Raw genomic sequence first — 22,882 nt, 5'->3', positions numbered from 1 at the left:
TTGAATAGGAAAATCAGCATTACATCTAACTCGTCTTTTTATAATTCCAAATCGCCAAGCCGTTCAATAAAACAGCAAATCCAATCATAATAATAAAATGATATTTGATGTCGGAAAAACCGCTTCCTTTCAAAATTATCATTCGTACTACCTCAATAAAATAAGTTACAGGAATACTCTTTGCTATGATGTAAGCCCATTGAGGCATTCCGTCAAGCGGAGTGAACAAGCCACTCATCAGCATAAAAATCATAATGAAGAAAAAGGCTACCGACATTGCCTGCTGTTGTGTTTCGGCAAATGTGGAAATGAGTAATCCCAAACCCAATAAAGCAATCAGATAAATTGACAAATAACCATACAACAAAAGCAAACTTCCGACAGGAACAATGCCGTAAACAAAACGTGCTACAATGAACAAGCCGATACTAAAAATTAACATTCCGATTGCCCAAAACGGAATGAGCTTGCCTAATACAAACTGATATTTCTTAATCGGTGTAACGTTGATTTGTTCAATAGTGCCGACTTCTTTTTCTTTTACAATGTTCAATGCACACATATAAGCCCCTACCATTGTTACCAACACAACCAAAATGCCCGGAACCATAAAAAAACGATAGTTCATAAATGGATTGAACCAATTTGATGAAGCAACGGTAATAACAGGTGCAGTATTATACTTATCGGGTTGTACCCATTGCAAGCGAATATCATTATTGTATGCCGAAATAATCTGTGCGAGATAAGCACCGCCCAAACCTGCTTTTACACCATTGATTGCATTAACAGCAATAAATAATTTTTGCTCATTTTCACGAACTAAGTTCTTTTCAAATCCCTGCGGTATTTCCAAAATCAAATCGGATTTATCTTTTTCAATCTGATTAAATGCACTTTGAAATGAGTTTCCGTAATCTGCCAATTGGAAATATCCCGAAGCGGTAATTTTTGAAATCAGTTGTTGCGAATAAGTAGAATGGTCGTGGTCAACGATTGAAATGTTGATGTTCTTTACTTCGTAATCGGCTGCCAACGGAAGTATGAGCAACTGAACTATCGGCACAACAAAAATCAACGGTAACAACGCTTTATTACGAAAGATTTGTTTGAACTCTTTTTGCAATAAAAATTTTAGCGTTCTCATACCAATCGGGTTTTAAATTTTTTGAAGCTCACTACCAATAAAAAACAAGTCATTCCGAAAAGCACCAATATTTCTTTCCATATAGCACTAAATCCAAGCCCTTTTATCATTATTGATTTTACAATGGTGTAATACCATTTTGAAGGAATGAGGTTACAAATGACCTGCAACGGAACAGGCATATTTTCGATAGGGAACATAAAGCCTGTAAATAACATTGTAGGTACTAACATACCCATCATTGAAATAAGCATTGCTGCTTGCTGCGACTGTGTTACGTTTGAAATCAATAAGCCCAAAGACAAAGCACAAATAATCAACAAGGTGCTTGTTGCGAATAGTAGTAAAACGCTGCCATTTATAGGCATATCCAAAAGCGTAATGCTTAATACAAGAATTATCGTAAGATTGATTAACGACAAAAACAAATACGGAATGGCTTTTGAAATGATAACCAAAAAGGGATTGAAAGGTGAAACTAACAGCACTTCCATTGTGCCTGTTTCTTTTTCCCGAACTATGGAAACGGAAGTCATCATCACACAAATCAGCATTAGCACCAATGCCATTACGCCTGGCACAAAGTTGGTTGCTCCTTTCAATTCGGGATTGTACAACATCCGCAGTTCGGGAACTATACGGAATGGCATTGCATTGTTTTTCATCAACTCCTGCTGATAATCCATAATGATATTGGTTGCGTAATTAGTTAATGTGTTGGCAGTGTTGGGGTCGGAAGCATCGGCAATAATCTGAACTTGTGCCTGATTTAAGTGCAATAAGTCTTTATTGAAATTGGTAGGAAAAATAATTGCCAATTTTGTGTTTCCTTCCTTAAAGGCTTCTTCAATCTGTTTGTGGCTCATTAATGCTTTCTGAATTTCAAAATTCCTGCTTGCTTCTATCTTGTTGATGATTTGTTGTGTGGCTTCATCTTTTGCATAATCGCAAATAACTATTTTGGAATTTTTGATTTCGTTTGTGAGTGCAAAACCAAACAGCACAATCTGCACTATAGGCAAGCCGAATAGCATTAACAGCGTTTTGCTATCACGGAATACGTGATAAAATTCTTTTCTTACAAATGATAAAAACTGTTTCATCTTTAATCTGATTTTCGTTTTGCTCCTCTTGCCAACTTATAAAATACATCGTCCATTGAAGCGGCTGAATATTGTTGTTTTAAATTGGCAGGTGTGTCCAATGCTTTTATTACTCCGTCCACCATCATAGAAATACGGTTGCAGTATTCGGCTTCGTCCATATAGTGGGTAGTTACGAAAATGGTAATACCTCTATCGGCTGCCGAATAAATCAAATCCCAAAACTGCCGTCTTGTTACAGGGTCAACGCCTCCTGTGGGTTCATCTAAAAACACAATTTTAGGTTCGTGTATTACGGCAACTGAAAACGCTAATTTCTGTTTCCAACCCAAAGGCAAAGAAGCCACTAATTTTTTTGCTTCGCTCTGCAATCCCAATGTTTCAATCAGTTCATTGCTTTTTGCGTTTAGTTGCTTATCGGATAAACCATAAATACCGCCAAAGAATTGAATATTTTCTATTACCGTTAAATCTTCGTACAATGAAAATTTTTGGCTCATATAACCGATGTTCTTTTTAATTTCTTCGGTCTGCTTGTAAATGTCAAAACCTGCAATGGTAGCATTGCCCGATGAGGGTTTGGAAAGCCCGCAAAGCATTTTCATTGCGGTTGTTTTTCCTGCACCGTTTGCACCTAAGAAACCGAAAATTTCCCCTTCGTACACTTCAAACGTAACTTCGTTTGTAGCGATGAAATCGCCAAAACGCTTGGTTAATTTCTCTGTTTTTATTACTACTTCGTTTGTCATATCAGTTCATCAGATTTATAAAGCAATCTTCAATGCTTGGTGTGATGTGTTTGAGTTCAATGTCTTGAAAATCGGCTTCCTGCAAGGTTTGTATCAGTTCATTTTGTGAACGCTCATTATCATTTTGAAACGTGATGTGATGAAAGTCGCCAAATGAAAAACAACTTTTTATCTGTGTGTTGTTTCGCAAAGCATTCAAGAGTTTACCCATATCGTTTGCCTTTACTGCAAACAACTTGTCGGGAAACTGTTTGATGATAGTATCGGGCGTATCAATAGACATTATGCTGCCGTTTTGTATCAATGCGATGCGTTCGCAAAGCGTGGCTTCGTCCATATAAGGGGTTGAAACCAAAATGGTAATGCCCTGCTGTTTTAAGCCTTTCAGCATTTCCCAAAATTCTTTTCTTGAAACTACATCTACGCCTGTGGTCGGCTCGTCTAAAAACAATACTGTTGGGCGATGAATTAAAGCACAACACAAAGCCAGTTTCTGCTTCATACCACCAGACAATTTTCCTGCTCTTCGATTTTTAAACGGCTCTAACTGTACATAAATATCCTTTACCAAATCGTAATTTTCCGCAACGGTGGTATTGAATACGGTTGCAAAAAAGTTGAGGTTTTCCTCTACTGATAAATCTTGATACAATGAAAATTTGCCGGGCATATAACCTACATTTTTGCGAATGGCTTTATAGTCTTTTACTACGTCAAAACCATTTACGGAAGCCGTACCGCTATCGGGAAGCAATAGCGTAGTAAGTATGCGGAAAATGCTTGTTTTTCCTGCTCCGTCTGCTCCAATCAAGCCAAACAATTCGCCCTTGTTTACCTCAAAAGAAACATCGTTTACTGCCTTTACTTCGCCTTTATTGTAGGTCTTTACAATGTTATTTAATACAACGTCTGCCATTGCTATTGGAATTTTATTTCGCCATACATACCTACTTTGTATAAACCGTCATTTTTAACTTTTATCTTCACGGCATATACCATATTTGCCCTTTCGTCTTTGGTCTGAATGGTTTTGGGTGTAAACTCCGCTTTGTCGTTTATCCAAATGATTGTACCTGCGGTTTCTTTGTAACCGCCTTTGCCGTCATCGGTAAGCACTTTTACTGTTTGGTTCAATTTTGCCTGTGGTAGTTGGTCGCCTGTGATGTAAACCCTCAAAATAATGTTGGATAAATTGGCGATTTTGTAAAGCGGTTTTCCCGCTGACGTCATTTCGTTGGCTTCGGCATATTTGGAAAGTACCGTTCCACTTGCGGGATTTATGATATAGCATTTTGCAAGCTGGTCGTTCAGTTGCTCAATCTGCACCTGCAATGGCACAACGTCTTTGCCTAAGCCCTCGCTTGAAATGCTCAACGTTGATTTTTGTGCTTCGATTTGTTTTTTCAATACTTCAATCTGTGCGTTGATGTCATCTAACTGTTTGGGTGTGGCTGCATCGCCTTTTACCAAATTAGCAACTCTTGTCCTTTCTCTTTCAGCCGTTCTAAGCTGTTCCTGCAAGGCAGATAGCTGAACAGGTATATTGGGCTTTTTTCCCAAAATGGCTGTAACCTGTGCTTCCAACTGCTTTTTCTTCAGATACAACTGCAAGCTGTCTATGTAGCCAATGGTTTGTCCTGCTTCCAATGTTTGCCCCTCTTCGATGCTGAACTGCTTGATTGTGCCTGTGGCTTCCGATGAAATAATGGTTTCTTCTGCCTCAAAACTTCCCGAAGCATCAAATGAAACTTTGTTATTGTTGCAAGCAGTAAGCACTGTTGCGATGCTTGCTATCAATGCGATTGTTTTTATTTTATACATTGTTCTACTTTTTTTATTGTTACTAATTTCCTGCTGTTGTTTGAGCGTTGTACTCTGTCATTAAAAGCTGTATTTCGTGTAAAATCAAACTTTGCTTCGCCTGGTCTTCGGCATTTACCGCAATGAGGTAATCGTTTGTGGTTGCCGTACCATAAGTAAGTTGATTTTGTGTGGTGTTCTTTACGCTTTCACGAAGTATAACAATGCTCTTATCGGTTTCAATCAAATCCTGCATTTTGGTTATATCAGCGTTTTGCTGTTTCAATGTGAGGTTGGTATTGAACAAAAAAGTTTCTCGTTGTATGTCTATCAAACTTTGATTGTTAGCAAGCATTTTCTTTTCGTTCTTATAAGTATAGAAACCTGTAATGTTCCAACTCAACCGTAAACCACCGATATAGTAACCTTGAAAATCATTATCCAGCATATTCAAACCAGGTCTGCCAAAACCGCCTTGAAAAAATGCACTCAAACGAGGCAGGTTTTTAGCGGTAATCAGCTTTTCCTGTACGTCAAAGGATTTTTTCTGTAAGTCGTAAAGTTTCAGTTCGGGGCGGTTGATTGTGGGTGTAAGCATTTGCCTATGTGGTTTTTCAAGAACGGTATTTTCATCAATCGACTTGCCGATGAACAAAGCCAGCATATCGGCATAGCCTTTGCGTGTGGCTTTCAGTTCAATGGTGCGCTGGTCTGCTTTCAGCAACTCGGCTTTCAGGTTGTCGGCTGTGCTTTTCAATGCTACGCCGTTGGCAATGGCTACATTGGTTTTTTCGATGCCGCTTTTAATATCCTTTTTAAGTAGTTCGGTCTGCTGGATTTGGGCATCAATCAATAATATTCCGAAATAAAGGTTGTTGATGCGTTCCCTTAGCTTGTATAGTTCCACTTCTGTTTTTTGTGTTTCTATTTCCGAATTGGCATTGATATATTCCTTTTGGTCTTTAACGGTAAACAGGTCGGTAATGGACTGCGATACCTCGCCATATAACCTGTATTGGTCTTTGCTCATTGTAGGAATATCCACATTGGGCAATGAAATCGGGACTTGGGTAACAGCCGATTGATAGGTTGCCTGTCCTGCTATATTGAATTGAGGTAAAACCCCTTTTTGAGCGTTGGCAATAGAATATTCCTTTGTCTTTTCTATCAGCGTGTACTGCTTTATCAAAGGATAATTCTGTTTTGCCATTTCAAGGCAGTGGTCAAGGGTCAATGAATTGTTTTGTTGTGCCATTGCCCAATGGCTGCACATCAGCAATAAGCCTATCAGCCATTTTGATTTTTGTTTATGAATTACTTTAATCATTTTATTTAATTTTTAGTTTCAATCATTTGATTAACTTATGGACAAAAAAATTTATTTCGCTTTCATCATCGCTTTTATCCAAACAGGTATCAATCTTTTACGCTCCTGCATCAGCTTGTTAAACTGTGTTTCATCCAACCCGCTTATTCCCTGTAACAATGGTTGTCCGATAAAAGGAAAAACAACCAAGCTCAATAAATTCATCAAAAAATGCAATGGGTTTGGTTCGGTAATTTTTCCTTTTGCAACAGCTTCCTGATGTTGTTTGACAAATGCAGAACTCATTACTATTTGTTTGATTGGTAATTTTTCTAACAGACCGCCCGAATTGTTACGGATTTCGTTCAACATAAAAATGGGGATATTCGGCTCTTGGGTAATAAAGTCTATATAATGGGAAGCAACCAATTCTACTTTCTTTTCTAAAGAGGTTTTCTCGTCATTCAATATCGTTGCCATAGTGTGCATAAAACCCGTTACGGTTTCAAGCATTATAATATCAAACAACTTTTCTTTACTGCGGAAATAATAATTGAGCAAAGCAAGGTTAATGTCTGCTTCCTCTGCAATGTCCCTTGTACGTGTTGCCGCAAACCCTTTTTTATGGAATACGATACGAGCAGCGTTCTTTATCTTTTCTTCAGTAGAAGTGTCTAACTTCTTTACTTCTTTACTTTTAGCCATTTTACATTAAAATTCTTTTCAGTGACAAATGTAAAAACTTATTCTTGATTTATCCAAATATTTTAATCATTTGATTAAATTTAGTTTTCGAAATTATTCTTGAAACTTGATAACGAGAAGGTTAGTAATAGTGCTGTACAAAAAAACAGGGCTGTAAAAAGTACAGCCCTGTTTTTGATGGATATATCCTAAAACGCTCTTATTCTTGCTGCACCAAATGTTGCAAATCCGGGTCATTTTTGATACGCTCCAATTCCATTTCGATAATCTGTACAATGTCTTGTTTTATCTGACGGTAGTTGCTTTCAATCTGCTGTTTCATTTTATCCTCGCCCTGCTCGTTTACGAAAGAAAGGATTTGCGGTATTTGCTTATAGGCTTTGGTTTCTGCTGCTACCTTGTCATTATCCACCACGATTTCAGCGTGGAAAATCTTTTGCTCGATGCGCTCATCAAAGTTATCCGATACAGAACCTACGAACATACCCTGTGTCAAAGTTGAAATTTTGGAAGCCGGAATAAGGCTGTCTAATTGTGTGGAAATTGAGGTAGATTTATCGTTGCGGTTAATCGTCATACTTTGGCGTTTCTGCAACACTTTACCAAAGCGTTCTGATAGGCTCTTTGCCGTTTCTCCAACCACCTGACCACTAAAAATATTGCCTACGGTATTCTGTATTACCTTGCTTTCTTTATCGCCGTAATCCCTCGTCAATTGCGAAAAATCCTGAAAGCCCAAGCAAACCGCTACCTTATTACTTCTCGCCGTTGCGATAAGATTGTCCAGTCCCCGAAAATAAATGGTGGGCAATTCGTCTATGATAACCGAACTTTTAAGCTGTCCTTTTTTGTTGATGAGCTTTACAATTCTTGAATTGTATAAGCCCAATGCTGCGGAGTAGATATTTTGACGGTCGGGGTTATTGCCTACACATAAAATTTTCGGCTCTTTCGGATTGTTGATGTCGAGCGTGAAATCATCGCCTGTCATCACCCAATAAAGGCTCGGCGAAATCATTCTTGATAAAGGAATTTTTGCCGATGCAATTTGTCCCTGTAACTGGTCTTGTGCGCCGCCTTGCCACGCATCCATAAAGGGCGACAAATAATTTTCCAAATCGGGGTAAGAGGTTAAAATCGTGAACACGTCCGAATACTTTTTATTCAGCAATTCAATGGCGTGTGGGAACGTACAATACTTACCATTCTCGTAGATTTTCAGATACCAAATAATGGCAGCCAATAAGATAATTGGGCTTTCTACGAAGAAATCGCCCTGCTTCTGTATCCAGCTTCGGTTGAGGTTTAGCATTATGGTATAAGCCGCTTCGTAAGCATCGGATATGTCGGTCATAAAATCGGGATTGAGTGGATTGCAACGATGGCTCTTGCGTGGGTCGTCAAAATTTATCACGTAAAATTTTGGCTGTACTTTGTACTTGTCCCTGTGCTTCAGTAAATGATTGTAGGCAATGGTAGAAAGGTCGTCAAACTTGAAATCGTATATGTACATACTGAAACCTTTCTCTATCTGCTGCTTGATGTAGTTATTTACGATGGCATAAGATTTACCGGAACCCGGAGTACCCAACACGATTGATGCCCTGAAAGGATTTACAATGTTTATCCAACCGTTGTTCCATTTGCCTTTGTAGTAAAATTTGGTGGGCAGGTTAACGGAATATTCATTTTCCATCAGCTTTGTTTCCTGTTGAAAGCTCTCGTTCTCGTTGTTGAAAACATCGTCCATTAAGTTGGTACGAAGCAAGCGGCTCATCCATACGCCCGCCATCAGCAAAGCAATATAACCTAACGAGATAGTAAGGATATACAGAAATGTGCCTATTACCGGAGATAGCTTTAACAACGGCGTGTTCAGAAAGAACAGCACAAAACCAACGCCCAAAGCCACGTAGATTTTAGCCCAGGTTATCTTCTCATTCTTTACGCCTTTCGTTCCCAAACAACTCAAAGCAAGCAAAACCAAAGCGAACGCCTTGGTATAAAGGGTATGTGAAAACAAGCCCGCCGTCCGGTCGAAATTGCCTAATATCTTGTTGATTATTTCCAACGTCCAACCACGTTCTAAAAAGAACCCGTAGCAGAACCAATAAAGGTGCATCAGCACCAAAAGAATACTGACTGCCCGCATAAAAGCCATTATTTTGGCTAAACCTCTTAAATCGTCTTCTCCCTGCATTCTTTTTTAGTTTTAATGTTCGGGCGTGAATTTAAAGGCTCTACACAGCGGCTATAAGAATGTGGCAGTCAATGGCGGTGCGTGGCAGTGTTTGGCGAAGTGATAAGAGTTGTAGCTTCTATGATCCTTTTGTATCGTAACATTTATGAAGCATCCAAATAAAAAATACTTTTAGTTGCTCTTCTGTTTTCTGTCCGTCAGCAACATTTTTTGTCCTGCTGAATTGGTGGACAAGGAACACTTCCGTAACTACAATAAACACAACAGTCTCCTTGTTTTGGTTTAAGAACTTGTTTGCATTTTTCACATTCGTAGAAATATTGGCAAGCGTCTGTCGGCATTGTTTCTTCTTTCTTGTGTCCGCAGTTGGGGCAAGTAATTGTTGATTGCAATATGATTTCCATTTGGTTTTATTTTTTGTCGGTTACAGAATATCCTGTTGAGTTAATTGCTTTTTCGACCTCAGAAATATTCGTTTTTGAGTTGTCAAATTCCACGATTGCGTTTCCTTTTTCGTATGAGGCGTTTGAACTTATTATTCCTGTCAATTTATTTACTTCGTGATTTACGTGTTCGCCACAACTTGCACAAGTCATTCCGCTAATCGTAAATTCTACTTTTTGAATATTGGATTTGTCCACCGCTATAATTTGCTTTTCTGTCTTTGGGTAGAAAATGCTTGAGTAGTATGGAAAGGCAAGCATTACGATTGCAAATGCTGTTACAATTCCTAAAAACATTTTTGACTGAATGAATTTTGGTTTTTCTTCTGTCTCACAATTGCAATCTATCTGCTTTTTGGGTTTCAACTTTTGATACCAAGCAAAACCAAGAACCAAAATTGTCAACCCGATAAAATAGGGTCGAAAAGGTTCAAGCCAAGAAAAAGTGGAAGCAAGACCGCTTGTTCCTGCAATAAGAGCCAATACTGGTGTGATGCAACAAAGAGAAGCTGCAATTGTAGTCAAAAGTCCTGCACCAATTAATTTTTTGTCAGTTTTCATATTGTTTCTAATATTTTGTTTTCGTCAAGTATTTTGAAAAATGGTTTCAGCATTTTTTCATACTCTTTAGTCAGTGAGTGAAAAATAGTTTGAGCTTCTCGTTCGGTTTCAATAAGTTTTCTGTCTTTGAGTTTCCGCAAGTGTTGTGAAACCGCTGAAATTGTCATACCAAGAATATCACTTATATCACAAACACAAAGTCGTTTTTCTTCATAAAGTAGAAAGAGTATTTTCAGTCTTACATTGTTTCCCGCTAATTCAAGTCCGTTCGATAAATAGTCAAAAGAACCGTTGAGTTCTGAAACTCGGTCTTTACAGCGGTTTATTTGTTTAATGTCTGCTTGTTGTCGTATGCAAGAATTATTGTCCATAGCACAAAGATAGTCAATTTGTTTATTTAAGCAATTACTTAAATACAACTCAAATTCTTTCAGAATTATAAAGTGACAGCTCAATAAATCTTTTTAAAAACAGATTTTTAATTCCAAAATCTGACCTCTTACAGTCTTCTTTTTTTTTTCTTCTTCATTTTGTTAGCAAAATCCTGTTCCTCGTAATCATCGCCCTGTGCTTCGGGTAACAAACCGCCAAATGCCTCAATCAAACCGTCTTCGTGTTTTTCAGTAGTATTCAGGAAGTCGAACAAATGATGAGGTTCTTCCGCAGGAAGATCTGCATCATTTGATGTGGATGTTTTTGGAAGTTGTACGACAGGTTCTTTAATCTCCGGTTTGATATTATTGTTCCAATAATCATTAAAGGTATTGGCAGAAAGTTCCTTTGCTAAGCGTGAACCGTTCCAAACCGCCTTTGAATTGTGGTCTATGAAAGTGATACCATAAATACGACCTGTATCGTTCCGGCGGACCACTACATTAATGCCCTGTTCACTCAACTGCTTTTTAAAAGCCTGCTCATCATTTGTGGATTTCAGAGCAATAGAAATTGCAGCTTTTAGGGTCTGCTTACTTGGGTGGTCTTTTAAATCCTCTTTGCATTTTGCAAAATGCAGTTCCAAAGCCGGAAGCCCTGCATTTTTACCAAACAACGAAGCCTTGAACGGATGCCCGGCTCTTTCGCCTTTCTCGTTTAAAGGAATATATAATAAGCCTTGCCGCATTTTTCCCTGCAATTCGCCCTCCACTTTTTCGGTGGTAACATTAAACAGGGAAAGCAAGGCATTGTATTCGCCCAAAGTCTGAAACTTATAATAATTCGGCAGGTGGCGAACGACCGAAGCTATTTGGCTTTTTACATCGCCCGCCCGATAATCTACCGGACGGAAAACCTTATCAGTCTGGTTACGTTCTTTGTCCGTAGCCGGTATTAAATGATATTGTTTTTCCAGTTCCCGGCATACATTCATCGACCGCATTTTCTCAAATTTGTCCGAAATCTTTTTGCCCTGCTCGTCCACACATACCGATACGATGTGAATGTGGCTGCGGTCAATATCAGTATGCTTGAATACAATAAAAGGCTGCTCGCCGTAACCCATTTCCCGCATATACTGCTGTGCCATTTCCCGAAATTTATCATCATTTACGATGTCTTTCGGGTCGGGATTGAGCGAAATATGCAGCGTATGTTTCTCGGTATTGCGGTTGGCTATCAGATAAGGAGCGAAAGATTGGGCTAATTGCGCAACCGTATATTGACCGCTTGCGGTTTCAATCATCTTATTGGCAAACAGAATTTGTCCGTTTTCTTTTTCAATTTTCAGGTTATTGTATGCCAATGCACCATATAAATTTCCGCTCCTACCGATTTTTGCTATCACTTTTTAGAATGGTTTTTGAGGTATTTTGCTTCAAATTCTTCGGTCAGTTCAATGATTTTTCTACATAACATCGCCATTTCAGCCGTCTGTTTTTCCAGCTTAAAGAGGTAAGCCGATGCTTTTTTCTGTGAAAAATTCTTGTAAAGCAGCTTAATAATCTGGTTGTAATTCACGCCAACGTTGCGGAACTGGCTGTGAAAAGAGGTCAGCCGCATATAAAAATCAACCGTTCCTTTGTCAATCTGAATGGTCTTTATCGTCTTGTCAAAGATGCGGGATTTGATAAAGTGTGCCTTTACATCCATATTCGACTGGTCAAACAGGGCAAGAAACTTGGCGTTTTCCTCTTCGTTAAGAGAAAGCGAATACCTGAATATCGCTGGGTCTGTTTTAAGTGGACGACCAATGGGTTTTCTCACTTGTCTTTTGTTGTTCTCGTTCATAATAAATCCATTTTTAACCTATACAAAACCCTGACTTCGGAAGGTGTTTTCCAGCCCCCTGCAAGGGCAAGTTGTTCTGCATCGGAAAATACTTTTGAGATGCTGAGAACACAACTTGCCGTGTTCTGTTGAACACAAAAATCCGCCCTGCGGGACGGATTGAATGTAACAGGGAAAAACGGCTCGATGCCGTTCCCCATTTTTTCCGATTTGTCAAAATATGCTTGCATAAATCCGTTAATAAAAATCATTCTACAAAGTAACTACCTCTTATTAAGAGTATTGCAATGCGATACCCGGACAAATACTGCCTTTGAACGCCAAACACTGCCACAATGAAATAAGCACCTATCTATCTGCATTTCTTTGTACATAGAAACAGAGATAAGGGCGCAGATAAGTATGCAGGTAACAACATAAGTACCTGATTAAAAAAGTAGCTAAGTGCAATTGTACGGAGATAGAAAAATACCTGCCGACATACCTGAACAGATAGTTGAGCAAGTAAAAATGCAGGTACGCATATCGGCAGATATGCAGATGCAAACCTGCATATCTGCATACAATCCTAAAGAAGTATTCAGGTACATCGCTAATGGAGCGCATACCTGCCTAAGTAATTACATACCTATATGCCTATGTACAGGATGATATAGGTAGAAGCCTGCGGAGATACGGACATAAGTAATTGAGTATATAAATAAGTAAAAACAGTTGTAATATGAACGAAAAACAAAAACCAGTATTTATCGCCTTTTCATCCCAAAAAGGCGGTGTAGGTAAAAGCACCTTTACTACGCTTGTTGCAAGTACAATGCACTACCGGTTAGGCTACAATGTTGCCGTATTCGATGCGGATTTTCCACAGCACAGCCTGATGAAAATGAAAACCCGTGATTTGGCAATGATAATGGAAAACGAGGCTTTGAAAAAGCTGGCGTACAAACAATTTACCACTATCAACAAAAAAGCCTATCCAATAATACAGCACAAGGCAAACAGCGTACTGGAAGAAGCCCACGAATTTGTAAGCAGCTCTTCAGTGCCACTTGATGTGGTATTCTTTGACCTGCCCGGAACGGTGAACACACCCGGCATCCTGAAAGCACTGGCAGGAATGCACCACATTTTTACGCCCATTACGGCAGACCGTGTGGTAATGGAAAGTACGCTCATTTTCACACAGCTTTTGCAGGACGTGATTATGAAGAAAGGAGAAACCGATATAAAAACCATTAACCTGTTTTGGAACCAAGTGGATGGAAGGGAAAGTACCCCGCTATACGGTATATATAATCAGCTTATCGAACAGTTAGGGTTAAGCCTGATGCAAAGCCAAATCAAAAACAGCACACGCTTCCGCAAGGAAAGCGAAGTAAACAGCAAAACCATATTTCGCTCAACCCTGATGCCGCCCGATGAGCGGCTGATGAAAGCCTGCCAGTTGGACGAGTTTATGAGCGAATTTTTAAAAATCATTCAATTATAGTCCTATGGAGAAAGACAATAAGAAAAAAGTAACGCCCGATATTAACGAGGAGCTGATGATGAACCTGATGGTAGATGGTGTAAAAAAAGAGGGCTTACAGCTTCCGCCAGAAACCGCCGATGAACCGGAGCAGAAAGTAAGTGTGCGGGAAGAACCGACAAGGGAAAAGCCTGCGGTTAAAGAGAAGAGCAGGACCAAAAAGGCAACCGAAGCCGATTACGAAAGTATCTTTTTCAAAAAGTCGGAAACCAATGCCCGTGATGGGAAAACGGTCTATATCCGACCAGAGTTTCACGAAAAGCTGACACGTATTATACAAGTAATTGGTGAAGACAAGATTAGTATTTACGCTTATTTGGATAACCTGTTGGATTATCACTTTCAGGAATTTGGCGAACAGATTACCAAGAGCTATAACGATAAGTATAAACCCATTTAATAATTGGAGCTATGGAGATTGTAATTGTAATATGCCTGCTGATAGTCATTGCCTTGCTTTTGCAGGACAAGATTGTCATTAAGAAAAGGTCGGAGCAAAAGCCGACAAAGGGAAAAATCAATCCGCACCTTCCCGATATTATGGGGCAGCCTAAACCGAAATTAAGCCATTCAGTGCCAAACACTGCCAATGAAAGCCAAATAGAGGAAGTGGAGATAAACCTTGATAATTTAGACATTGAATATGACGAAAACGAAAACGTCAGCATTCAAATTCCGCAGGAAGAACTGGACGAAGTTTTCAGCAATATACCTGATTTGGAAGATGAGGAAGAAGACTGGAACAGGTACGGAATACCCAATGGCGATGACGGTTTTGCCCAAGGGGTTACCTTCGAAGAACTAAGCTCCGTGGGGGTATTGCTCCAAAAAGAAAAATTGGAAACAGCCCAAAAGGAAACAGCGGTAGCCATAGTTCAGAAATTACAGGGAACCGAACTATTCAGCCTATTGGAAAATTCTGTGGCGGATGCTTCCCGAAAGATAGCCGAGCTTTTGGATAGTAGCCTTTCAACTGAAACAGAACCCGGTTCTTCCACCTTGCGGAAAAATGATTTGGGGAATTTTGACATTGGGGAGTTCTTATAGACTTCCCTTTGTCTTTTTAAATTCCGTTTTCCGAGAACTCTTCAAACGCAGAATAGTTTTTTATTCCTTTAGACTTGTTCACTTTTCCCATAATTGTGCAATCAATCCGGCTTTTTAGATAGGATGCTAAATCATCAAAATGCCGAACATCAATATAATTAATTCCTGATGCTTTATATCTTTTAGATAATGAAATAGTAAAAGCAGCCCAGTTGAATTTTTCTCCCTTTTTACTTAGTTCAATTTGTTTCCAATCGCCATATCTTTTTTTTAAATAATCAATATAGTTCTTCTTAGAAAGCTCTTTCCCCAATGCTCCGTCAGGTAATTCAATTTTTGCTTTTACAGGCTTGGATTTTTTTACAAACTTTGGAAAATACTTATGTAGCAAAGCCTCTGATTGTTCAATATGCTTTGTAACGGTGTCCCATCCCCAATAATATAAATGAAATGGAAGTTCCTTTTCTTTTCTGATTTGATTGAGGTATTCCTGTATTTGCACATCGTCACGGAAGGTAGAAACAAAAACAAATTTGTCGAAATCAATAGCTAAGTCCCTCGATTTTTCTAAATCGGTGTTTATATCCTGAATTAGATTTTTCCTGATAGTTTCATCCTTTCTTCCAATGCTCTTCAATTTGCATTGAATAACCGTTTTGGTTTTAGTAGAAAAGACATCAATTCCTTTCTGATTTTGTCCTTTTACACCAAACGTCTGAAAGTCTGTATTCTCATATGACGAAGTATTCTCTACAAAATTGAATAAATCACAAGTAAGTTCCTCAAATAACCTTTCATCTTTTAAAGGAGGTAGTTGATAGTTCGCCATCTAAAAAAATCGTTTAAAAATTGTTTCCTGTTCGGTATCTGAATATTCAGCAATCACTTGTTTTGACCAATCAAAATCAAACTTTCCAAACTTATTTTCATCGCCGTTTAAATCAATTTCATCTTCATTGAAAGTAAGTATATATTGAAAGTTATGCAGCTCGTTCGATTTGTGGTACATATAGTTCAGGACATTGGATATTGTTTTGTATGATATGGCGTGAAATACACCATCGTGTACAAGAAAATCAGGGATATTGCGTTTATCAATCCTGCTTTTTAAGAATACCATTAAATCATACGCTACAATTTTCAAACGTTCCTGTCCCAAAGCATCTGCTTTTGGAATTTCCAGACTTATTTTAAATGGCAACTGATTTCTTGGCGAAGTAGAGTTTAATGTGATATTAAAATAAGAATTATCAAATTCTTCATCCAAATAGATAGCATTTTCAAGAATTTGCTGAAATAATAATCTCAACTCATCAAGATAGGTTTGTTGCTTATTTAGTTCACTAACAATATCTCTCTTTAATTCTGCAATGACAATATTGGAATTTCCTAATATTTCCTCTATTTCGTCAATTTCCCTTACAATTGAGGTGTTCCGTTCTAAAAGTGTTTTTTCATTCACTAATCTTTCGTAGGTACTCTCAATCCTGTCCAATGCACCTCTCTCTTTTAGCAATGAAAATAATTGGCTCCTGTTCTTTTCTAATTTTTCAAGCTGTGTTAAACTTTGGTCTATTGATGATTGTAATTTCTTTTCTTCTTCCAATAAATATTTATTTCTATTCGCCAGAAGTTGTTTTTTAAAGTCTATAACTTCATCTAAACTCTTTTTTACAAAGTTGCCAAATGTAGATACGGTTTCATTGTAGAGCTTACGAATTTTGTCCAGGTCGATAGATGTTACATCATTGTAAGAGGATTTGAGTTTTTCTAATTTACGGTTTGTATTATGATAGATGACAGATTGCTCGTTAATTTCAGATATAACCTGATTTAGCTTTTGCTCTATCTCTTTGTGATTAGCAAGAAAGTTGTACTCTTTCAGGCTATTCTCAAGTGCTACAATATCTTTTTCGATTTTTAGCCGCTCGGTTCTAAACTCCTGAATATCTTTCCCTGTATCTGCCTTAACCTTTTCTGATAATGATTTTACTGTATTATTGTATCTTTCATATTCAGAAGAAACTTCGTTATATTTTAAAAGTGTTTTAGTCGGGAGATTAAGCAAATAAAAATTATACAACGCCTTTTCTCTTGCATTGGCGTTATAAGAAACAAAATTTAAAGGGTCAACTCTCTGCTGACTTTGCAAGTCATCCTTAACAAAAAATTCCATCAACGTTCCATATCTTTTTCCCTCAAAGAATACTTCGTTGTTCTCTGTCGGAAAAAATATCCCTTCCAGCAATTTCGGCATTTCAGATTTTTCATATTCATCGAGAGCATCCGGTCGCTTCCCGAAAAATATTTTTTTTGTATCGGCAAAGCCCCTCTTGAGAAAATATTTTTGTTCCTGTACTTCAATTTCTAAAGTAATCGTGTGTTCATCCTCACGTAAAAAGTCATACTTTTTTTGAGCAAATCTTTTTTCTGCTTTACCGCTTAGTAAGGTAAAATCAACAAGCCTGACCAACGTAGATTTGCCAATACCATTAATCCCTCGTGCTTCTTTATCCCCAGAGTATTTGCCCAATATGATGTTTATTCCATTGTGAAATGGAACAGCATCTATAAGGTTGGTTTCTGAATATATTCTAATTAACATTGTCGAATAAACTTGTTTGATTTTCTTCTTGGCTTTCTTTCTTTACCAATTTAATTTTATATCCTTTTTTCTCAATACTGCCAATTGTATGCAAAAAGGTTAAAGCATACAGAAAAAGGTCGGGTGTTCTATCTTTATCCCTGTTTAAAAACTTATTCATTATATCATCCACGATGGTATATTTGTTTTTAAAAGGGGAATTGCCCATAATACTAATAATATCTGCTCCCAATACCATAAGATTGGTTTTAAGATTGCTTTCTGGCTGCGGTAATATCATAGTTCATTTTCTGTTTTTCTGCCTATTAAACACTGCTCAAACATATAAAGCAATATAGATTTTACACACTTCACATATTCATCATCTTTAATGTTTCCATATGCTGTTGTATATTGGTCGGTTAGATTATATAATCTATCCTTGAAATTTCCTGAAAGTTTATTGTAATCATTTATAACTCTTCTTTTCAGGGTATTAATCTCATCATCGTTATATCCCGAAAGTATATTGGTAATCGTGTTAAATTCTGCCATAACCAGTACCATTTCCGAGTTCATTCCATCCCAATCTTCCTGCTCAAAGTTGAGTTCGATTTTCTTTTGGGGAGGGACTAATGATTTCCTGTCGAAATGCAGAGCCTTATCTTCTTCGCTTGAAGCATTCAATAAGTCATTAATAATTTCCTGAATATAGTCCTGTATAAAAAAGTTCTCAATCCCCAAATAAGCTGCAAGTTTTCTTTTTTTACTTGATACAAGTTCATCAACAATAGAAAGAATTTGGTCTATACCCTTAATCGAAGTATCGCCGTCCAAACTCTGAATTAGCGTAAATTGTTCCGGTGATACTTCGTGGTTTACGTACATTTCCCAATTTGGAAATTTGTCTTTCCAGTTTTTCTGGTATTTTTCGAAATCTCCTTCTTTGTTTGTTGCCCCTAAAACTTTCGTTTCAAAATCAGTTTTGCTATATTTTCTTGGTGCGTAACAAGCCAATATTTTTTGTTCGGGTAAAATAGTACCGTCATTGCCTTTATCCTTATTCCTTCTAATGGGCGTATAGTTATCAACGCCATATTTCAAAAGAAACAGTTCATCAATAAATTCTTCGAACTCAAATCCTTCTTTGGATTGAATTTGCATTTTAAAAGCGTTCTTCAATAATTTATCCATATACAAATCAGAGTTCCAAATTAATTTTAACTGTACCGTCAAATCCCTTTTCTACTATCTCTTTAAGGGTTTGAAGTTTGATATTATTGCCATAATCAGTTTCAACCTTAGAAATGTAACTCCTTTTCTTACCCACTTTTTGGGCTAATTGTTCTTGAGTTAGCTGTCTTTGTTCTCTGGCTTCCTTCAGCATTTCTCCAATATGTCTGCCTGATATTTTCATCTCAAAAAGGATTAAAATTGACTTTATTACGAATGTACAAATGTAATTTAAAAGTTGCATTGAACCAACTGTAAATTGTATAAAAAGCATTTGAAAATTTCCACTCTCGTTCTGAAAATTCCCACCAACAAAGCCACTCACAGCCAAACACTTCCTTTGACTGCCACTTTCTTATAACGCCTCTTTTTCCACAAGACATTTGTCCCGAAAGCTCGCAAGGTGCGGGATAAAATGTAACAAATAAATGTGTTTCAATTATGGAAAAACAGAGAAAAAAAGTTTTGCTGGCAGCCGTGGCGATGCTGTCAGGAATTGGTGCGTTCGCACAGGGAAACGGTTCGGCAGGTATCAACGAAGCTACTCAAATGGTAACAAGCTATTTCGACCCCGCCACCCAATTAATCTACGCCATCGGTGCGGTGGTTGGGCTCATCGGAGGCGTTAAGGTGTATAACAAATTCAGCTCCGGCGACCCTGACACGAGCAAGACTGCGGCAAGCTGGTTTGGTGCGTGTATCTTCCTGATTGTTGCCGCTACCATCCTGCGTTCATTCTTCCTGTAATCCTTTGCTTATGAATAGTTACAATATTAACAAAGGCATTGGGCGTACAGTAGAGTTCAAAGGATTGAAAGCGCAATACCTGTTCATTTTCGCAGGCGGACTGCTCGGTACGCTTATTCTCGTGATGATACTGTATATGGCAGGCGTAAACTCTTACATCTGCCTGTTCATCGGAGCAGGGGGTGCTTCGCTCATCGTATGGCAGACCTTTTCACTGAACCAAAAGTACGGCGAACACGGGCTGATGAAAGTGGGTGCAAGAAAACGGCATCCTCGATACATCATCTGCCGCAAGCCTGTACACAGGTATTTAAAATTCACTTCTAAACCAAAAGCCGTATGAGAAATGTAGCAAAGACCTCCACTTTGGAAAGCAAATTTCCATTGCTGGCAGTAGAGAACAACTGCATACTTTCCAAAGATGCGGACATTACCGCCTGTTTTGAAGTGCGTTTACCGGAACTGTTCACGGTAGCTTCTGCGGAATATGAAGCCATTCACTCCGCTTGGCACAAGGCGATTAAGACCTTACCCGATTTTACGGTCATTCACAAACAGGATTGGTACATCAAAGAAAGCTACGCCCCCGATTTGGCACAGGAAGATCAGAGTTTTTTATCGAAATCTTATCAACGCCATTTCAACGAGCGACCATTCCTGAACCACTATTGCTACCTGTTCCTGACAAAAACCACCAAAGAGCGTATGCGTATGCAAAGCAACTTCAGTTCGCTTTGCAAAGGCACACTCATACCAAAGGAAATCAGGGATAAGGAAGCGATACATCGCTTTATGGAAGCCGTAGCACAGTTTGAGCGTATTGTGAACGATAGCGGTTTTGTGAGCCTGCAACGATTGAGCGAAGAAGACATCATCGGTACAAATGAAAAGCAAGGATTGCTGGAACAGTATTTTACCCTTTCGAGGGAAGCAGGAACGCCGATGCAGGACATCGCACTCGGTGCTGAAGAAGTCCGTATCGGAAACAAAAGGTTGTCTTTGCACACCCTGTCCGATACGGACGATTTGCCCGGAACGGTATCGGCAGATACACGTTTTGAAAAGCTATCTACCGACCGTAGCGACTGCCGTTTGTCGTTCGCTGCACCTGTGGGGTTGTTGTTGAGCTGCAACCACATCTACAACCAGTATTTGTTTTTGGATAACAGCGAAGACAACCTGCAAAAGTTTGAGAAGTCCGCACGGAATATGCACTCGCTGGCGAGGTACAGCCGTGCCAACCAAATCAACAAAGAGTGGATAGAAAAGTACCTGAACGAAGCCCACAGCTTCGGGCTGTCTTCTATCCGTGCGCACTTCAACATTATGGCGTGGTCGGAAGACCCTGCGGAACTGAAGCAGCTAAAGAACGATTGCGGTAGTGCATTGGCACTGATGGAGTGTAAGCCACGCCACAACACAACGGACGTAGCCACTTTGTATTGGGCAGGAATGCCGGGCAATGCGGGCGACTTTCCTAGTGAGGAAAGTTTTTACACTTTTATCGAACCTGCGCTGTGCTTCTTCACGGAAGAAACCAACTACCACAATTCGCCCTCGCCGTTTGGTATCAAGATGGCTGACAGGCTTACAGGAAAACCTATCCATTTGGATATTTCCGACCTGCCTATGAAACGGGGCATTATCACGAACCGGAACAAATTCATTCTTGGTCCGTCAGGTTCGGGTAAATCGTTCTTCACAAACCATATGGTAAGGCAGTATTTCGAGCAGGGCGCACACGTACTGTTGGTAGATACGGGTAATTCCTATCAGGGTTTGTGCGAATTGATTAAGGGGAAAACCAAAGGCGAAGACGGGGTTTATTTTACCTATACCGAAGACAATCCCATTGCCTTTAACCCTTTTTATACCGATGACGGCGTGTTCGATATTGAAAAGCGTGAAAGTATCAAAACTTTGATACTAACGCTTTGGAAAAGGGACGATGAACCGCCGACCCGTTCGGAAGAAGTGGCATTATCCAATGCCGTTAGCGGTTATATCGAGCGTATCAAAACGGAAAACGTGTACCCATCATTTAACGGCTTCTACGAGTATGTAAAAGGCGATTACCGCAAGGTATTGGAGCAAAAGCAGGTAAGGGAAAAAGACTTTGACATTGCCAATTTCCTCAACGTATTAGAGCCTTATTACAAAGGCGGCGAATACGATTACCTGCTGAACTCAAACAAGCAGTTAGACCTGCTTTCCAAACGCTTTATCGTGTTTGAAATTGATGCCATCAAAGACCACAAAATCCTCTTTCCCATAGTCACGATTATCATTATGGAGGTGTTCATCAACAAGATGCGCCGACTGAAAGGTATCCGTAAGCTCATCCTGATTGAAGAGGCTTGGAAAGCGATTGCCAAAGAGGGAATGGCGGAATACATCAAGTACCTCTTTAAGACCGTTCGCAAATTCTTCGGAGAAGCGATTGTCGTAACGCAAGAGGTCGATGATATTATCCAGTCGCCCATTGTGAAAGAAAGTATCATCAACAACTCCGATTGTAAAATCCTCTTAGACCAGCGCAAGTATATGAATAAGTTTGACGATATACAGGCAATGCTGGGGCTTACCGATAAGGAGAAAGGGCAGGTACTTTCTATCAATATGAACAACGACCCATCAAGGCTTTACAAAGAAGTCTGGATTGGTTTAGGTGGTACGCACTCGGCAGTCTATGCCACCGAAGTTAGTTTGGAGGAATACCTCGCCTATACCACCGAAGAAACCGAAAAAATGGAAGTAATGCAGCTCGCTGCTGAACTGGACGGAAACGTGGAACTCGCCATTAAGCATATCGCTATGCAACGGCGTGACAATTCAAATCAATAGTCATTAACAATTTAAAATTTCAAGAAAATGAAAAAAATCCTTTTTATGGTGTGTACGGCACTAATGCTTGCCGTTGCACCGTCCGCAAAAGCCCAATGGGTAGTAACCGACCCCGCAAACCTTGCATCGGGCATTCTCAACAGTGCGAATGAAATCGTACAGACTTCTTCCACCGTAAGCAATGTGGTTAAGAACTTCAACGAAGTGAAGAAAGTGTACGAACAGGGCAAGGAATATTACGACAAGCTGAAAGCCGTCAACAACCTTGTGAAAGATGCCCGTAAGGTGCAGCAAACGGTTTTGCTGGTAGGCGATGTTTCGGAAATGTACGTGCAGAATTTCGGCAAGATGATGAACGACCCCAATTTCTCGCCGCAAGAGCTGACCGCTATCGGTAACGGCTACTCCGCATTGCTCAATGAAAGTACCGAACTGCTGAAAGAACTGAAGCAAATCGTAACCTCATCCAGCCTTTCGCTGAACGACAAAGAGCGTATGGACATCATCGACCGTGTGTACAAAGAAGTAAAAGACTACCACAGTCTTGTACGCTATTACACCAACAAAAATATTTCTGTAAGCTACCTGAGAGCGAAAAAGAAAAACGATGCCAAAAGGGTGCTTGACCTATACGGAACTGCTAACCAAAAATACTGGTAACA

General features: G+C 39.2%; 26 protein-coding genes. 7 read left to right on the top strand and 19 right to left on the bottom strand.

The features are described from left to right. Positions 1 to 25 precede the first annotated feature (25 nt). The 14 genes from HMPREF0766_RS09425 to HMPREF0766_RS09360 all read right to left on the bottom strand — a co-directional run bounded on the left by HMPREF0766_RS09425 (position 26) and on the right by HMPREF0766_RS09360 (position 12,467). On the bottom strand, positions 26 to 1,147 hold the full coding sequence (locus HMPREF0766_RS09425) for an ABC transporter permease (protein ID WP_002978443.1): 1,122 nt from the start codon (positions 1,145 to 1,147) through the stop codon (positions 26 to 28). After that, complete coding sequence (locus tag HMPREF0766_RS09420; RefSeq protein WP_002978445.1) at positions 1,144 to 2,250, bottom strand: ABC transporter permease; 1,107 nt, start codon at positions 2,248 to 2,250, stop codon at positions 1,144 to 1,146. Before HMPREF0766_RS09420 ends, HMPREF0766_RS09425 begins: the two co-directional genes overlap by 4 nt. Before the next feature lie 2 nt (positions 2,251 to 2,252). Continuing rightward, positions 2,253 to 2,999 carry an ABC transporter ATP-binding protein gene (locus tag HMPREF0766_RS09415; protein ID WP_002978447.1) on the bottom strand — a complete coding sequence of 249 codons (747 nt, stop codon included), beginning with the start codon at positions 2,997 to 2,999 and terminating at the stop codon, positions 2,253 to 2,255. Between the two features lies 1 nt (position 3,000). Continuing rightward, positions 3,001 to 3,915: an ABC transporter ATP-binding protein gene (locus HMPREF0766_RS09410; protein WP_002978450.1), complete on the bottom strand. Its 915-nt coding sequence runs from the start codon at positions 3,913 to 3,915 to the stop codon at positions 3,001 to 3,003. Positions 3,916 to 3,917: 2 nt separating this feature from the next. Next, the gene (locus HMPREF0766_RS09405) at positions 3,918 to 4,820 is read right to left on the bottom strand and encodes an HlyD family secretion protein (RefSeq protein WP_002978452.1); all 903 of its coding nucleotides are present in this window, start codon (positions 4,818 to 4,820) and stop codon (positions 3,918 to 3,920) included. Positions 4,821 to 4,842: 22 nt separating this feature from the next. Next, the gene (locus HMPREF0766_RS09400) at positions 4,843 to 6,126 is read right to left on the bottom strand and encodes a TolC family protein (RefSeq protein ID WP_002978454.1); all 1,284 of its coding nucleotides are present in this window, start codon (positions 6,124 to 6,126) and stop codon (positions 4,843 to 4,845) included. 51 nt (positions 6,127 to 6,177) lie between these two features. Beyond that, the gene (locus tag HMPREF0766_RS09395) at positions 6,178 to 6,810 is read right to left on the bottom strand and encodes a TetR/AcrR family transcriptional regulator (RefSeq protein ID WP_002978457.1); all 633 of its coding nucleotides are present in this window, start codon (positions 6,808 to 6,810) and stop codon (positions 6,178 to 6,180) included. A 199-nt stretch (positions 6,811 to 7,009) separates the two neighbouring features. Further along, positions 7,010 to 9,010 carry a conjugal transfer protein MobC gene (mobC, locus tag HMPREF0766_RS09390; protein WP_002996047.1) on the bottom strand — a complete coding sequence of 667 codons (2,001 nt, stop codon included), beginning with the start codon at positions 9,008 to 9,010 and terminating at the stop codon, positions 7,010 to 7,012. Between the two features lie 197 nt (positions 9,011 to 9,207). Further along, on the bottom strand, positions 9,208 to 9,414 hold the full coding sequence (locus HMPREF0766_RS22660) for a GDCCVxC domain-containing (seleno)protein (RefSeq protein ID WP_002996045.1): 207 nt from the start codon (positions 9,412 to 9,414) through the stop codon (positions 9,208 to 9,210). Positions 9,415 to 9,420: 6 nt separating this feature from the next. After that, a complete protein-coding gene (gene merTP / locus HMPREF0766_RS09380) occupies positions 9,421 to 10,014 on the bottom strand; it encodes a mercuric transport protein MerTP (RefSeq protein WP_002978464.1) in 594 nt (197 codons plus the stop codon). Further along, entirely contained in the window at positions 10,011 to 10,385 is a 375-nt protein-coding gene (locus HMPREF0766_RS09375; RefSeq protein ID WP_002978466.1) for an ArsR/SmtB family transcription factor, read from the bottom strand. The genes merTP and HMPREF0766_RS09375 overlap by 4 nt, the downstream gene beginning before the upstream one ends. A gap of 128 nt (positions 10,386 to 10,513) precedes the next feature. Then, positions 10,514 to 11,794, bottom strand: a complete 1,281-nt coding sequence (mobB, locus tag HMPREF0766_RS09370; protein ID WP_002996040.1) for a conjugal transfer protein MobB — start codon at positions 11,792 to 11,794, stop codon at positions 10,514 to 10,516. Further along, a complete protein-coding gene (mobA, locus tag HMPREF0766_RS09365) occupies positions 11,791 to 12,237 on the bottom strand; it encodes a conjugal transfer protein MobA (protein ID WP_002996037.1) in 447 nt (148 codons plus the stop codon). The genes mobB and mobA overlap by 4 nt, the downstream gene beginning before the upstream one ends. Continuing rightward, the gene (locus HMPREF0766_RS09360) at positions 12,234 to 12,467 is read right to left on the bottom strand and encodes a hypothetical protein (RefSeq protein ID WP_138944202.1); all 234 of its coding nucleotides are present in this window, start codon (positions 12,465 to 12,467) and stop codon (positions 12,234 to 12,236) included. The genes mobA and HMPREF0766_RS09360 overlap by 4 nt, the downstream gene beginning before the upstream one ends. 491 nt (positions 12,468 to 12,958) lie before the next feature. On the opposite strand from HMPREF0766_RS09360, the gene HMPREF0766_RS09355 reads away from it, so the two are divergent. From HMPREF0766_RS09355 to HMPREF0766_RS09345, 3 genes are read left to right on the top strand one after another with little or no spacing between them, the layout of a single operon-like run. Next, on the top strand, positions 12,959 to 13,726 hold the full coding sequence (locus tag HMPREF0766_RS09355) for a ParA family protein (protein WP_002996031.1): 768 nt from the start codon (positions 12,959 to 12,961) through the stop codon (positions 13,724 to 13,726). A 4-nt stretch (positions 13,727 to 13,730) separates the two neighbouring features. Beyond that, on the top strand, positions 13,731 to 14,165 hold the full coding sequence (locus tag HMPREF0766_RS09350; protein ID WP_002996029.1) for a DUF3408 domain-containing protein: 435 nt from the start codon (positions 13,731 to 13,733) through the stop codon (positions 14,163 to 14,165). Between the two features lie 11 nt (positions 14,166 to 14,176). Then, entirely contained in the window at positions 14,177 to 14,812 is a 636-nt protein-coding gene (locus HMPREF0766_RS09345) for a hypothetical protein (RefSeq protein WP_002996027.1), read from the top strand. A 16-nt stretch (positions 14,813 to 14,828) separates the two neighbouring features. Here the strand turns inward: HMPREF0766_RS09345 and HMPREF0766_RS09340 are convergent, their stop codons facing one another. The 5 genes from HMPREF0766_RS09340 to HMPREF0766_RS22525 are packed head-to-tail and all read right to left on the bottom strand — an operon-like array spanning position 14,829 to position 18,813. Further along, positions 14,829 to 15,641, bottom strand: a complete 813-nt coding sequence (locus HMPREF0766_RS09340; RefSeq protein WP_002996025.1) for a hypothetical protein — start codon at positions 15,639 to 15,641, stop codon at positions 14,829 to 14,831. Then, positions 15,642 to 17,417, bottom strand: coding sequence for a DUF2326 domain-containing protein (locus tag HMPREF0766_RS09335; protein ID WP_002996024.1), 1,776 nt, complete (start codon positions 17,415 to 17,417; stop codon positions 15,642 to 15,644). It abuts the gene before it with no gap. Further along, positions 17,407 to 17,697 carry a hypothetical protein gene (locus HMPREF0766_RS09330; RefSeq protein WP_002996022.1) on the bottom strand — a complete coding sequence of 97 codons (291 nt, stop codon included), beginning with the start codon at positions 17,695 to 17,697 and terminating at the stop codon, positions 17,407 to 17,409. Before HMPREF0766_RS09330 ends, HMPREF0766_RS09335 begins: the two co-directional genes overlap by 11 nt. After that, positions 17,694 to 18,590, bottom strand: coding sequence for a hypothetical protein (locus tag HMPREF0766_RS09325; RefSeq protein WP_002996021.1), 897 nt, complete (start codon positions 18,588 to 18,590; stop codon positions 17,694 to 17,696). The genes HMPREF0766_RS09330 and HMPREF0766_RS09325 overlap by 4 nt, the downstream gene beginning before the upstream one ends. A gap of 7 nt (positions 18,591 to 18,597) precedes the next feature. Then, complete coding sequence (locus tag HMPREF0766_RS22525; RefSeq protein ID WP_109570615.1) at positions 18,598 to 18,813, bottom strand: helix-turn-helix domain-containing protein; 216 nt, start codon at positions 18,811 to 18,813, stop codon at positions 18,598 to 18,600. Between the two features lie 257 nt (positions 18,814 to 19,070). Between HMPREF0766_RS22525 and HMPREF0766_RS09315 the strand changes: the two genes are divergently transcribed. Genes HMPREF0766_RS09315 through HMPREF0766_RS09300 form a run of 4 tightly spaced genes read left to right on the top strand, consistent with a single transcriptional unit; the run spans position 19,071 to position 22,880 of the window. Next, positions 19,071 to 19,376: a DUF4134 domain-containing protein gene (locus HMPREF0766_RS09315; protein ID WP_002979435.1), complete on the top strand. Its 306-nt coding sequence runs from the start codon at positions 19,071 to 19,073 to the stop codon at positions 19,374 to 19,376. Between the two features lie 10 nt (positions 19,377 to 19,386). Then, the gene (locus tag HMPREF0766_RS09310; protein ID WP_002996016.1) at positions 19,387 to 19,719 is read left to right on the top strand and encodes a DUF4133 domain-containing protein; all 333 of its coding nucleotides are present in this window, start codon (positions 19,387 to 19,389) and stop codon (positions 19,717 to 19,719) included. Then, positions 19,716 to 22,220 (top strand): TraG family conjugative transposon ATPase, encoded by a 2,505-nt coding sequence (locus HMPREF0766_RS09305; RefSeq protein ID WP_002996014.1) that lies wholly within the window; start codon positions 19,716 to 19,718, stop codon positions 22,218 to 22,220. The genes HMPREF0766_RS09310 and HMPREF0766_RS09305 overlap by 4 nt, the downstream gene beginning before the upstream one ends. Before the next feature lie 27 nt (positions 22,221 to 22,247). After that, positions 22,248 to 22,880, top strand: a complete 633-nt coding sequence (locus HMPREF0766_RS09300; protein ID WP_002996013.1) for a DUF4141 domain-containing protein — start codon at positions 22,248 to 22,250, stop codon at positions 22,878 to 22,880. The last annotated feature ends 2 nt before the right edge of the window (positions 22,881 to 22,882 follow it).

The organism is Sphingobacterium spiritivorum ATCC 33861, assembly GCF_000143765.1.
GTDB classification, from domain to species: Bacteria; Bacteroidota; Bacteroidia; order Sphingobacteriales; family Sphingobacteriaceae; genus Sphingobacterium; species Sphingobacterium spiritivorum.
The sequence above is the reverse complement of the archived record's forward strand: the minus strand, read 5'-3'. Positions and strand labels throughout refer to the sequence as shown.

What these genes read in the sequence shown, in the direction of transcription:
- HMPREF0766_RS09325 (WP_002996021.1), bottom strand. Translation starts at nt 18,590, where the DNA reads ATGGATAAATTATTGAAGAACGCTTTTAAAATGCAAATTCAATCCAAA.
- HMPREF0766_RS09340 (WP_002996025.1), bottom strand. Translation starts at nt 15,641, where the DNA reads ATGGCGAACTATCAACTACCTCCTTTAAAAGATGAAAGGTTATTTGAG.
- merTP (WP_002978464.1), bottom strand. Translation starts at nt 10,014, where the DNA reads ATGAAAACTGACAAAAAATTAATTGGTGCAGGACTTTTGACTACAATT.
- HMPREF0766_RS09310 (WP_002996016.1), top strand. Translation starts at nt 19,387, where the DNA reads ATGAATAGTTACAATATTAACAAAGGCATTGGGCGTACAGTAGAGTTC.
- HMPREF0766_RS09400 (WP_002978454.1), bottom strand. Translation starts at nt 6,126, where the DNA reads ATGATTAAAGTAATTCATAAACAAAAATCAAAATGGCTGATAGGCTTA.
- mobC (WP_002996047.1), bottom strand. Translation starts at nt 9,010, where the DNA reads ATGCAGGGAGAAGACGATTTAAGAGGTTTAGCCAAAATAATGGCTTTT.
- HMPREF0766_RS09420 (WP_002978445.1), bottom strand. Translation starts at nt 2,250, where the DNA reads ATGAAACAGTTTTTATCATTTGTAAGAAAAGAATTTTATCACGTATTC.
- HMPREF0766_RS09315 (WP_002979435.1), top strand. Translation starts at nt 19,071, where the DNA reads ATGGAAAAACAGAGAAAAAAAGTTTTGCTGGCAGCCGTGGCGATGCTG.
- HMPREF0766_RS09375 (WP_002978466.1), bottom strand. Translation starts at nt 10,385, where the DNA reads ATGGACAATAATTCTTGCATACGACAACAAGCAGACATTAAACAAATA.
- HMPREF0766_RS09305 (WP_002996014.1), top strand. Translation starts at nt 19,716, where the DNA reads ATGAGAAATGTAGCAAAGACCTCCACTTTGGAAAGCAAATTTCCATTG.
- HMPREF0766_RS22660 (WP_002996045.1), bottom strand. Translation starts at nt 9,414, where the DNA reads ATGGAAATCATATTGCAATCAACAATTACTTGCCCCAACTGCGGACAC.
- HMPREF0766_RS09350 (WP_002996029.1), top strand. Translation starts at nt 13,731, where the DNA reads ATGGAGAAAGACAATAAGAAAAAAGTAACGCCCGATATTAACGAGGAG.
- mobA (WP_002996037.1), bottom strand. Translation starts at nt 12,237, where the DNA reads ATGAACGAGAACAACAAAAGACAAGTGAGAAAACCCATTGGTCGTCCA.
- HMPREF0766_RS22525 (WP_109570615.1), bottom strand. Translation starts at nt 18,813, where the DNA reads ATGAAAATATCAGGCAGACATATTGGAGAAATGCTGAAGGAAGCCAGA.
- HMPREF0766_RS09415 (WP_002978447.1), bottom strand. Translation starts at nt 2,999, where the DNA reads ATGACAAACGAAGTAGTAATAAAAACAGAGAAATTAACCAAGCGTTTT.
- HMPREF0766_RS09330 (WP_002996022.1), bottom strand. Translation starts at nt 17,697, where the DNA reads ATGATATTACCGCAGCCAGAAAGCAATCTTAAAACCAATCTTATGGTA.
- HMPREF0766_RS09425 (WP_002978443.1), bottom strand. Translation starts at nt 1,147, where the DNA reads ATGAGAACGCTAAAATTTTTATTGCAAAAAGAGTTCAAACAAATCTTT.
- HMPREF0766_RS09360 (WP_138944202.1), bottom strand. Translation starts at nt 12,467, where the DNA reads ATGCAAGCATATTTTGACAAATCGGAAAAAATGGGGAACGGCATCGAG.
- HMPREF0766_RS09300 (WP_002996013.1), top strand. Translation starts at nt 22,248, where the DNA reads ATGAAAAAAATCCTTTTTATGGTGTGTACGGCACTAATGCTTGCCGTT.
- HMPREF0766_RS09335 (WP_002996024.1), bottom strand. Translation starts at nt 17,417, where the DNA reads ATGTTAATTAGAATATATTCAGAAACCAACCTTATAGATGCTGTTCCA.
- HMPREF0766_RS09355 (WP_002996031.1), top strand. Translation starts at nt 12,959, where the DNA reads ATGAACGAAAAACAAAAACCAGTATTTATCGCCTTTTCATCCCAAAAA.
- HMPREF0766_RS09405 (WP_002978452.1), bottom strand. Translation starts at nt 4,820, where the DNA reads ATGTATAAAATAAAAACAATCGCATTGATAGCAAGCATCGCAACAGTG.
- HMPREF0766_RS09345 (WP_002996027.1), top strand. Translation starts at nt 14,177, where the DNA reads ATGGAGATTGTAATTGTAATATGCCTGCTGATAGTCATTGCCTTGCTT.
- HMPREF0766_RS09395 (WP_002978457.1), bottom strand. Translation starts at nt 6,810, where the DNA reads ATGGCTAAAAGTAAAGAAGTAAAGAAGTTAGACACTTCTACTGAAGAA.
- HMPREF0766_RS09410 (WP_002978450.1), bottom strand. Translation starts at nt 3,915, where the DNA reads ATGGCAGACGTTGTATTAAATAACATTGTAAAGACCTACAATAAAGGC.